At 69.0% G+C, this 10,653-nt stretch carries 7 protein-coding genes; 2 read left to right on the plus strand and 5 right to left on the minus strand.

What is annotated here, in order from left to right; translation table 11 throughout:
* Positions 1 to 94: 94 nt before the first annotated feature.
* From ACFWGD_RS05205 to ACFWGD_RS05215, 3 genes are all read right to left on the minus strand, one after another.
* The gene (locus tag ACFWGD_RS05205) at positions 95 to 1,651 is read right to left on the minus strand and encodes an Ig-like domain-containing protein (RefSeq protein WP_377777531.1); all 1,557 of its coding nucleotides are present in this window, start codon (positions 1,649 to 1,651) and stop codon (positions 95 to 97) included.
* A gap of 158 nt (positions 1,652 to 1,809) precedes the next feature.
* The gene (locus ACFWGD_RS05210; RefSeq protein ID WP_377777532.1) at positions 1,810 to 4,128 is read right to left on the minus strand and encodes an Ig-like domain repeat protein; all 2,319 of its coding nucleotides are present in this window, start codon (positions 4,126 to 4,128) and stop codon (positions 1,810 to 1,812) included.
* Between the two features lie 58 nt (positions 4,129 to 4,186).
* Positions 4,187 to 6,775, minus strand: coding sequence for an Ig-like domain repeat protein (locus tag ACFWGD_RS05215; RefSeq protein WP_377777533.1), 2,589 nt, complete (start codon positions 6,773 to 6,775; stop codon positions 4,187 to 4,189).
* A 270-nt stretch (positions 6,776 to 7,045) separates the two neighbouring features.
* Between ACFWGD_RS05215 and ACFWGD_RS05220 the strand changes: the two genes are divergently transcribed.
* Positions 7,046 to 8,518: an NAD-dependent succinate-semialdehyde dehydrogenase gene (locus ACFWGD_RS05220; protein ID WP_377777534.1), complete on the plus strand. Its 1,473-nt coding sequence runs from the start codon at positions 7,046 to 7,048 to the stop codon at positions 8,516 to 8,518.
* A gap of 7 nt (positions 8,519 to 8,525) precedes the next feature.
* Complete coding sequence (locus ACFWGD_RS05225; RefSeq protein WP_377777535.1) at positions 8,526 to 8,981, plus strand: hypothetical protein; 456 nt, start codon at positions 8,526 to 8,528, stop codon at positions 8,979 to 8,981.
* Position 8,982: 1 nt separating this feature from the next.
* Here the strand turns inward: ACFWGD_RS05225 and ACFWGD_RS05230 are convergent, their stop codons facing one another.
* Both ACFWGD_RS05230 and ACFWGD_RS05235 read right to left on the minus strand, forming a co-directional pair.
* Positions 8,983 to 10,290, minus strand: coding sequence for an MFS transporter (locus ACFWGD_RS05230; RefSeq protein ID WP_377777536.1), 1,308 nt, complete (start codon positions 10,288 to 10,290; stop codon positions 8,983 to 8,985).
* Between the two features lie 40 nt (positions 10,291 to 10,330).
* Positions 10,331 to 10,639, minus strand: coding sequence for a chorismate mutase (locus ACFWGD_RS05235; protein ID WP_377777537.1), 309 nt, complete (start codon positions 10,637 to 10,639; stop codon positions 10,331 to 10,333).
* Positions 10,640 to 10,653 lie beyond the last annotated feature (14 nt).

Below are 10,653 nucleotides of genomic sequence, written 5' to 3' on the forward strand. Positions count from 1 at the left end.
GCAGTCGGAAAGCCTTGAGGTTCACTTCCATATTCCTTGTCTGGGAAAGTGGTCGACCGGCCCCGCGGTTGCAGCGGGGCCGGTCTGGGGCCGCTTAGGAGTTGGACGAGCCCGCGATGCCCGGCGTCAGCTTGCCGGTGAACAGGTCGACGATCCACTTCCACACGCGCTCGAAGAACGAGGTGAAGTCGGAGGATCCGGAGCTGGACGAGTCGTTGCCCGGGTCGACCGGAACCTCGCCGCCCACATCCGGGTTCTCTTCCTCGCCCTCGCCCGGGTTCGGCTCTTCGCCGGGCGCGGCGGTGATGGTGACCGTCTTCGTGGCCGAGCCCTCGACGCCCTCGGAACCGACGAAGTCGACCTTGAGGTCCTTGGTGCCGGCCTGATCCCAGGTGACGTCGAACGTGGCGACGCCGCCGACGACGGCGATGCGGGCTTCCGCGCCGTCCTTCATGATCTTCTTGCCGTTGTTCGTCAACGTGATGTACCCGTTGACCTCCGACTTGTCGCCGCTATTCGGGACGAGATCGGCCGTGAAGTCGAGCTTCTGGCCGGTGGTGCCCTCGGCGGGGCCTGCGATGGACATTTCGACGGAGTCGTACTTCGGTGCGACGACCTCGACCCGGACGTTGGTGCTCGACGGCTTCGCGTAACGCTCATCCGCCGGGGTGAACTGGATCGGCACCGTGAACGTGCCCGCTTCCGGGAAGACCAGCGGAAGCGTGGCCGTACCGTCCTCGGGGTTGACCGGCGCGCTGATCTCTTCGCCGTTGATGGTCGCGGTCACGGTGCCCGCGTGGGCGGGGGACACGGTGACGACGGTGTCGGCCTTCTCTCCCGGAGCGACCGGGGCAGGTTCCGTGGCGGAGAGGGTGGTGTCGGCGGCGACGATGCGCTCGATGACGCGAGTGGACGTCAGGGTCTGGCCAGCCGCGTCGGCGTTGCAGAAGACCGCGTCATTCCAGACATTGCCGTCCTCCATGAAGGAGATGGTGTTCTCGATGTTGGCGTCGCTGTCCGGACCTTTGGGAACTCCGGCTCCGCGCACGCCGGTGACGATCGTCGATCCTGCGGTGTCGGGAGCCGTGACGGTGAAGGTGACGGCGGGGAGACGGAAATCCGTGTCCTTCTGGACGGTCAATCCGTCCTTGGGGTGGTCGTTTCCAGGCTTGGGGCCGTTGTTGACGGTGTTTCCGTCGCCGGAAATGCGGGCGTACTGGCCGGCCGGATCGGGATCGCCGGACGCGTTAATGCGCTCCACGATCGTCGTCGCGCCGCCGGTGCCGGAGTCGCCGCCGTCGAGTCGGATGTTGGAGACGTCAACGCCGGTCGGCAGTGCGATGTCGTACTTGACGCGGCCGACGTTCTCGCCGCCCGCGCGCATCTGGCCGGGCTGGACGGTCACGTCGAAGGCCTCGCCGGGGAACACCTCTTGCGGGTAGGTGACCGAGACGTTGTCGGGGTTGACGGTGGTGTTCATCGAGGCGCCACCCCATGCATGGGACCACACGGTGCATTCGTGGTTCAGCGTCTTGGTCTCGGTGACGGTCGCGGCGACCGCGTCATCGACGACGGCGATGTTAATCAGGCCGAGGGCCAGGCCCGCGATGGCGGTGGTGGCGGCCGGGCGGCGGAGGTTCTTGAGGGTCACAGTCAGTGTCCTTGTCTGGAGGGGAGAAATCTGGAGGGGAGGAATCTGTGCAATTGGGGATTGGGGAAGTCGGACCTGGTGTGGATGCCGGTGCGATCACAAAGGCCGGCCCCGGGTTCGGAAACATCCGCACCCGGGGCCGGCCGCGAATGGGGCGCTTACTTCGCGCCGAGGCCGAACAGGGAGATCAGGAACTGGCCGATGATGCCGAGGTTGCCCAGGACTCCGATGATCGAAGACAGGAAGCTCGTCGAGCTGGAACCGCTGGAACCGCTCGAGTCGGAACCATCACCGGGGTTCGGGCCCGGGTTCTCGCCGGGCTCCTCACCGGGGTTCTCGCCCGGGTCAACCGGCTCCTCGCCCGGCTCCTCACCGGGGTCGACGGGCTCCTCGCCCGGCTCTTCACCGGGCTCCTCGCCCGGCTCTTCGCCGGGGTTGTCGATGACCACGTCATGCGGCTGGACGTCGAGCGTGACGGCCTCGGACTCGGACGGCTGGAGCACTTCGGTGATCACGCCCTCCTCGTCCTTCTTCTCCTGGCCGTTGAACACGGCGCGGACCTGGTGCTCGCCGCGCTCGGCGAAGCGGTGGTCGAAGACGGCCTGGCCGGTGGCGGGATCGACCGGGGCGGTGCCCAGGAAGGTCTGGCCGTCGAAGAAGGACACCGTGGCACCCTCCTCGATACCGGCGTCACCGGCGTCGACGGTGGCGATGAAGCGGATCAGGTCACCGGTGAGCACCTCGGCCTCGACCTCGACGTCGGGGCGCACGTAGGTCAGATCGGTGGAGGTGTCCTGGTCGGCCGGGTCGGCGACGGTGAGCATCGCGGCCTCGGACTCGGCGCGCGGGTAGATGCGGCCATCGACCTCGCGCTCCTCGACGAGGGCGGTAATGCGCTTCGGGCCGGCGGCGTCGAAGGCGTGGTTGATCGTGGCGGTGCCGTCGGCGCCGACGGTCGCGGTACCGATGCGCACGCCATCGGCGCGGAAGATGACCTCGGTGCCCTCCGGGATGGACGGGGTGGCCGAGTAGGTGGCGGTGATGGCGGCCTGCTGGCCGACGAGGACGCCGTCCTCATCCAGCGCCACGGCGATGGAGGTGCGGGACACCGGGGCGACGTCGACGTCGACGGAATCCTCGGCGCCGGTGAGCTCCTGGGTCTCGGTCTCCATGTCGGCGACGACGGCGCGGAAGGTCAGGGTGGCCTTCTCGTCCGGGACGGTGACGGTGGTGGCGGCGGTGCCGTCGGTCACGGGAGCGCGGCCGACTTCCTCGTCACCCTGGTAGAAGATGACCTCGGCGCCCTCGGGCAGGGTCTTGCCGTCGGCGGCGCCGACGGTGGCGCGCAGCTCGACGGGGACCTGCCCGTCGGTGGCCTCATCGACCTTGACGTCGCCCGTCAGATCGACGGTGGCCTGGACCTGCTCACGCGGGACCGGGTTAACGGTGACGTTGGTGGTGTCTTCCGACGGGTTGGTGCGGCCCTGGACGCCCAGGTACCGGGCGGTGGCCTGGTACGGCACCGGGTTGCGGTCATCGAGCTCCGGGTAGGTGTGCTCGGTGGTGGCGACACCGTTGTTGACCGGGACGGTGACCTTCTCGGAGCCATCGCCGAAGTCGAACTCGACCTCGCCTTCGGTGACCGTTGAGCCGTCTCCGAGGGTGACGTTGGCGGTCAGGGTGGTCGGGCCGGAGCCGGTGATGACCTCGAGGTCCGTCGAGGTCTCGGCGAACTGGGTGTTGGTCGAACCCACGACGCGGGTGCTCGTCAGATTGCGGCCGGTGGCTTCCGGGGTGCAGTAGACGGCGTCGGCGACGTTCGCGTGGGCTACGAAGGACAGGGTGTTGCGGGTGTTCGAGTTGTTGGCCGGGCCCTTGCCGGCGCCGGCGGCGCGCAGGCTCGTGGTGATTTCCGCGCCAAGGGTGTTGGGGGCGGTGACGTCGAAGGACACCTGGGGCAGGCGGAACGTCTGGTGCGTGGCCACCTGCATGCCATGGTCGACGGCATCCCGGGTGTCATTGGAATACGGGCCGTTGTTGACGGTGCGCTGTTGGGCCCAGATGCGGGCGTAGGCGCCGTTGGGGTTGGGGTGGCCGTCTTCGCCGACTCGGGTGACCTCCGGCGTGGTGTTGCGGAGGTTGGAGCCCGGGGCGGAGATGCGCAGATTGGAGATAGCGACGCCGGTCGGCAGCTCGATGTCGTACTTCATGCTGCCCAGGCGCTTGGAGCGGGAGATCATCTGGCCGGGCTGGACGGAGACGGTGAACGTTTCTCCGGGTTCGACCTGCTCGGGGTAGGTCATGGTCAGGTTGTCGGTGCCGACAGTGGTGTCTGAACCGTTCGTGAACCAGCCTCCGTCCTCGACGCACTGGTGGTTGACGGTGCGGTTCTCGGTGATCGGGGCTGCCAGGGCGTCATCGCCGTTGGGCAGGGCGATCAGCCCGACGGTCAGCGCCGCGACCGCGGTGGCTGCCATGGGCAGTCGGAAAGTTTTGAGTTTCACTTCCATGTTCCTTGTCTGGGAAGGTGCCGGGTCAGTTCGCGGCGGCCGCGGACTCGGTGGTGGACGGGGTGTCGGTCGGGGTGGAGTCCCCGGTGGAGTCGGTGGCCGGGGCCTCCGTCTCATCCGAGGGCTGCTCCGGCTGGGCCGGGGTGACGTCATCCGCGGAGGGGCGGTCGTTGTTCGAGGAGCCGTTCGACGACCCCTCGGACGAACCCAGCGAACCCGGCGTCAGCTTGCCGGTGAACAGGTCGACGATGAACTTCCACAGGCGCTCGAAGAACGACGTGATGTCGGAGGAGCCCGTGCCCGGGTCGGTCGGGATCTCACCGCCGGTGTCCGGATCCTCGTCCTCGTCGACCGGCGGGAGCTCGCCGTTCTCGTCGTAGATGGTCACCGACGTGGTGCCGGTGCCCATGGCCTCGCCCTCGGCGCCGACGAAGGTGCCCTCGAGGGTCTTCACGCCCGGGGTCGGCCAGACCATGTCGAATTCGGCGATGCCGCGCACCACGGGGATGCGTACCTCGGCGCCGTCCTTCATGACCTTCTCGCCGTTGTTCGTCAGCGTCAGGAAACCGGACACGTTGGACTTGTCGCCGGCATTCGGGGTGACGTCGGCGCGGAAGATGTGCTTCTCGCCGATGGTGCCCTCGGGCTCATTGGTGAAGGCCACCGAGACGGAGTCGTACGTCGGGGCGGCGACGGTGACGTCGATGCTGGTGCGCGCCGGCTTCGCGGTGCGCGGATCGGCCGGGGCGAACTCGACCGGGACCGAGTACTCGCCCTCGCGAGGGAAGACCAGCGGCAGGGTGGCGGTGCCATCCTCCGGGTTGACCTCCGCGGTGATCTTGCGGCCGTCGATGGTCGCCGTCACGGTGCCGGCGGCGGCCGGGGAGACGGTGACGGAGGTCGGGGCCTCGACCATCGGTTCGACGCCGGTCGGCGCCTCGGCGGTGATCGCGGTGTCGCCGGCGGCGACGACCGTCAGGGTGGCCTCGGCCTCGGCCGGGGTCTGGGTCTCGTCGGCGGGCACGAAGCGCGCCTTGACGGGGAACTCGCCGCCACGGTCCGGGATGACCTCGATGGACGCGCGGTTGTCGGCGACGTCGGCCGGGATGTCACGGCCCTCGATGGTGAAGATCACCTGTCCGGCGGCGTTCTCGGTGTTCTCGGCCGGGACGACCTCGGCGGTCAGGGTCACGGTCTCGCCCGGATGGACGGGCTGCTCGGCACCGGACAGCTCGAGGGCGGTCTCGGTGATGGCCGTGATCTCGATGGGGGTTTCGACCTTCGCCGGGGCGAAGGGCGAGCCGGTGGTCGGGCGGAACTCGGCGGTCAGCTGCTGGGCGCCGACCGCGGTGCCGGTGGGCACGGACGCGGTCGCCGTGCCGGTGGTCGCGTCGACCTCGGCGGTGACCTCCGCACCTTCCCCGATGCGGAAGGACACGGTGCCGGTCGCACCCGGCTCGACGGTCGCGGTGGCCTCGACGTTGTTGCGCGCCGGGGCGGACTCGGCGGCGGTGACCGCCAGGTTCGACGCCTGGCCGGCGACGGTGACCGTGCTCGTGGCCGACGACGCGGTGTGCGCTTCGGCGTTGGCCGGGGTGAATGCGGCGGTGACCTCGTAGTCGCCGGCCTCCGGGAACGTCAGCTCGCCGGTGGCGCGGCCGTCGACGACCTCGACCGGCTCGGAGACGTGCTCGCCCGAGGAGAACACGACGGTGCCGGCGGCGTCGGCCGGATCGATGGTCGCCGTCAGTGCGACCGGGTTGCCGGCGACGGCCTCGGAGACCTCTCCGATGGCCAGCGACGTGTCCACGGCCGCCGGCTTCGGGTTGACCTTGACGGTCGCGAGCTGGCTGGCGCGAGTATCGATCGGAGCGCTTTCCGACGCCCGCGGCGAACACTGGGTCGGGGCCCAGATCTGGCCGACGGGGAAGACCCACGACGTTTGAGCGTTCATCGTGAGGAAGTTCTCGTCGGCGCCGAAGTTGCCGGCGGCCCCGGCGGTGCGGACGCCGAAGTTCTTGTCGCCCTCGGTGTCGGCGCGAAGGTTGAGCTTGATCACCGGGAACCGCAGGTCGATGGTCGAGCCCGTGATGTTGTAGCGGATGCCGCCGTGGGCGTTCTTGTTGGAATTCGGCCCATTGCCGATGGTGGCGTTGTCGGCGCTGGTCAAGCGGAGGATGCGGCCATTCGGGTCGGGATGTCCCGACTCGTTGACCTGCAGGACGCGGAAGCCGTTGAGGTTGGCGTTGGACTCGTCGATGTCCGCGCCGGTGAAGGTGACGCCATCGGGCAGCGCGAAGTCCAGCTTGAGGCGGGACGCGGATTCGAGCCGCGCGCTCATCGGCAGCGAGGGAACCGCGACGCTGACCGGATCGATGGTGTAGGTGGTGCTGAACTCTTCGCCGATCTCCACGTCGGTGGGGGAGGTGACGTTGACCGAAACGTCGTCGGCGGAGAAGACCTGGGGGCCGGCCAGCGAGGTGCTGGGCGTGGCCTTGCACGTCAGGGACATGGAAGCGGTGTTGGTGACCTCGTCGGCGGTTGCCAGCGGCAGTACGACGAAGCCCGCGACGGCCACTGCTGTGGCCGATGCGAAGGCGGTGATCTTGCGCATGCTCATCCTCGGGTTTCGGGTGATGCGTGTGAAGGTGCCCGGCGGGCGGTGGGGAAAATCTTGGGTCGTTCACAGACTTTATTGACGTTAAGTAACGAATCGTTACGCGTCCACCGCAGCCGTGGTCACCCGTTTTTCGGCGACCTGGGGTTATCCGTCGAAAAGCCCGAACATTGTTCACCTTTTAGATGTTGATGTGACCCCGAAGCGGGGTGGCCCATCTGCCGGGCACCGTCGACAAATCCCGCCCCCGCGCGCACCATGGACGCCATGGGACATTCAGTGAACGACATTCTTTCCGGCGCCCCGACCCAGCTTTTCCTGGGCGGCGAGTTCCGCGACGCGTCCGATGGCGGCACCTTCGAGGTCCGCGATCCCGCCACCGACCGCGTCCTCGTCGAGGTCGCCTCCGCCACCGAGGACGACGCCCGCGCCGCGCTCGATGCGGCCTGCGCGGCCCAGGCCGACTGGGCCGCCACCCCGCCCCGCGCGCGCAGCGAGATCCTGCACCGCTCCTTCGAGCTGATCCTGGAGCGTGACGACGACCTGACGTACCTCCAGTCCCTCGAAATGGGCCGGGCGCTGCCGGATTCGCGCGGCGAGGTCAAGTACGCCGCCGAGTTCTTCCGCTGGTTCTCCGAGGAGGCCGTGCGCCTGCGCGGCGACTACCGCATCTCGCCGGACGGCAGCTCCCGCCTGGTCACGGTGCGACAGCCGGTGGGGCCGGCGCTGGCCATCACCCCGTGGAACTTCCCGCTGGCAATGGGCGCCCGCAAGATCGCGCCGGCGCTGGCGGCGGGGTGCACGATCATCGCCAAGCCGGCGTCGAAGACCCCGCTGACCATGCTGTACCTGGCCAAGTTGCTGGAGGAGGCCGGCGTTCCCGCCGGCGTGGTACAGGTGCTGCCGACGGGCTCGGCGAGCAACGTCTCCGCCATCCTCGACGACGATCGCCTGCGCAAGTTCACCTTCACCGGCTCCACCGAGGTCGGCCAGAAGCTGGCGGCGAAGGCCATGGAGACGTCGATGAAGGTCTCCCTGGAACTGGGCGGCAACGCCCCGTTCGTGGTGCTGGAGGACGGCGACGTGGACAAGGCGGTCAAGGCCGTCAAGGCGTCGAAGCTGCGCAACGGCGGCCAGGTCTGCATCGCGCCGAACCGGTTCATCGTCCACGCGTCGCTGGCCGGGGAGTTCACCGACGGCGTCGTCGCCATGTTCCGCGAGCTGGCCCTGGGCCGCGGCACCGACGAGGACACCGAACTCGGACCGCTGGCCATGCGGGATCAGCAGCGGACCGTCGAAAAGCTCGTGGACGATGCCGTCTCGCGCGGCGCCACCGTGCGCTGCGGCGGAGGGATCCCGGACCTGCCCGGTGAGCTCGCCGACGGCTACTTCTACGAGCCCACCGTGCTCACCGGCTTCCCGCTCGACGCCGACGTGGTCACCGAGGAAATCTTCGGCCCCGTCGTCGCCGTCACCGAGGTCGCCAGCGACGAAGAGGCCATCGAGCGCGCCAACGACACCATCTTCGGCCTCGCGGCCTACGTGTTCAGCGAAAACCTCACCCGCGCCCTCGGGGCGGCCGAGTCCATCGAGTCCGGCATGGTCGCGGTGAACAAGGGAGGGCTTTCCGACGCCTCCGCGCCCTTCGGCGGCGTCAAGCAGTCCGGGCTCGGCCGCGAAGGCGGATTCTCCGGCATCGACGAGTTTCTCGAGGACAAGCTCATCTCGATGGAGGGGTAGGTCCGGGGTGACGTTCACGGTGGCGCCGGCGCCGTGGTGGAAGTGGGCGATGGCCGCCGCGGCGATCCTCGGTGCGGTGGTGTCTCTGCTGGTCGGGTCGGCCGTGGTGGCGGTCGTGTCCGCGGTGATCATCGCCGGGGCGATCTGGTGGTGGCTGGCGTGCGTCCGGCTGCACATCGCCGTGGGCGGCGGGCGCGTCGAGGTGCGCGGCCCGTTCCACCGGACGGTGCTGCGGGTGGCCGACATCGCCGGTGTCGACGTCGTGCCCGTGGCCGACGGCAATGAGCGCCTGTGGAAGTGGCCGGTGATGAAGGGCGCGCCGAAGCCGGGCGACCTCCGGCTCGACGTCGGGGGAACGGTCGGCGTGCGCATGGCGGCCAGGACGGGCGGGGTGGTCCTGGTGGTGTTCCGCGACCACGACGATGCCCGGCGGTGCGCCGCCGCGATCCGCGGGGCGGGATGACCTACGCCCGGGCTTCGGCCACCTCGACGGCGGGGGCGGCCGGGTCCTTGGGCACCAGCGCGAAGAGGATCATGCCCACCACCAGCACCAGGGCGATGCCGGCGATGCCCGCCCGATCGGTGCCGAAAATGGCGACCATCGCGGCGAAGGCAGCCGGCGCCATCCAGCTCACCGCGCGGCCGGTGGTGACGTACAGGCCGAACATCTGCCCCTCGCGGCCCTCCGGCGCGATGCGCGCCAGATACGACCGCGCCGCCGACTGCGCCGGGCCGACGAACAGGCACAGGGCCAGGCCCAGCGGCCAGAACCATGCGGGCCCGTCGACGAACAGCAGCGCGACCGACGTGACCACCATCAGGCCCAGCGACCACAGGATCACCGGGCGCGGGCCAATGCGGTCGTCGAGGAACCCTGCGGTCAGCGCGCCCAGCGCCGAGACGACGTTGGCGGCGATGCCGAAGAGCAGGACGTCGGCGGCCGACAGCCCGTAGACCGTCACCGCCAGGATCGCGCCGAAGGTGAACACGCCGGCCAAACCGTCGCGGAACACCGCCTGGGAAATGAGGAACTTTATCGACCGCGGATCCTCCCGCCACAACTGGCGCAGCTCGCCGAACAAGCGGCGGTAGGAATCCGCGTAACTGGAATCCAGCGCAGCATCCGGCTCGATCTCCGGCACCCGGAAAAACGTCGGCAACGCGAACAGCAGGAACCAGGCGGCCGCCACCAGGGCGACGACGCGGACGTTCATTCCATCGGACGTCGTCAAGCCCAACGCGCCACCCTCGCCCGCGATGAACCCGACGTAGCAGATCAGCAACAGGAAAATGCCCCCGAAATACCCCGCCGACCAGCCGATTCCCGACACCCGGCCCACCGTCTCCGGGGTGGAGACCTGCCGCAGCATGGCGAAGTAGGAGACCTCCGCGAACTCGAACGCCACCGCGGCGACCGCCATGATGGCGATGCCCGGCCAGAAGAACGCCGGCTCGTTCTCGATGAAGAACAGCGACGCCATCAGCGCGATGACAACCAGCGTCCACATGGCCATCGACCACCGCCGCCGGCCCTTCGCATCCGCGCGGCGGCCCTGCACCGGGGCGACCAGCGCAATGATCACGCCCGCCGCGGCCATTGCCCAGCCGTACCACGACGACGCGGGGATCGACCCGCCGATGTCCGCGCCCACCGACTCGGTGAGGTACACGGAATAGATGAACGTGACCATGACCGCGTTGAACGCGGCGGAACCCCAATCCCACGACGCCCAGGCGGCGACGGTGGTGCGGTCCGTGCGGGAGGTGCTCATGTTCCCCAGGCTAACTAGCCGGGGCGAAGTTGGCGGGGCTTTACCCCAGGCGGCCGCGGCCCATCCGCAGCAGTGCGGTGGCGATGGCCGGGCCCTCCGGGCCGAGGGCGTCGCGGAACTCGTTGATGATCTGCACCTCGCGGGTGTGCACCAGCCGCGTGCCGCCCGAACCCATCCGCGTCTTGCCCACCGCCTTGCTCACCTCGGTGCGGCGCCGGATGGCGTCGATGATCAGGTTGTCCAGGCGATTGATTTCCTCGCGGTACTTCTCGATCTCCGACGAGCTCAGAGGATCGTCCGTGCCGGTGGGCGTGCGGACGTCGAAGGCGGCGATGAGGTCGTCGTTCATGCGTTCCATTCTGC

The sequence above is a fragment of the Corynebacterium sp. NPDC060344 genome (genome assembly GCF_042725215.1).
Classification (GTDB): Bacteria; Actinomycetota; Actinomycetes; order Mycobacteriales; family Mycobacteriaceae; genus Corynebacterium.

Excerpts from the sequence above, each read along its gene's own strand:
- ACFWGD_RS05220 (WP_377777534.1), top strand. The coding sequence starts at position 7,046 with ATGGGACATTCAGTGAACGACATTCTTTCCGGCGCCCCGACCCAGCTT.
- ACFWGD_RS05235 (WP_377777537.1), bottom strand. The coding sequence starts at position 10,639 with ATGAACGACGACCTCATCGCCGCCTTCGACGTCCGCACGCCCACCGGC.
- ACFWGD_RS05215 (WP_377777533.1), bottom strand. The coding sequence starts at position 6,775 with ATGCGCAAGATCACCGCCTTCGCATCGGCCACAGCAGTGGCCGTCGCG.
- ACFWGD_RS05230 (WP_377777536.1), bottom strand. The coding sequence starts at position 10,290 with ATGAGCACCTCCCGCACGGACCGCACCACCGTCGCCGCCTGGGCGTCG.
- ACFWGD_RS05210 (WP_377777532.1), bottom strand. The coding sequence starts at position 4,128 with ATGGCAGCCACCGCGGTCGCGGCGCTGACCGTCGGGCTGATCGCCCTG.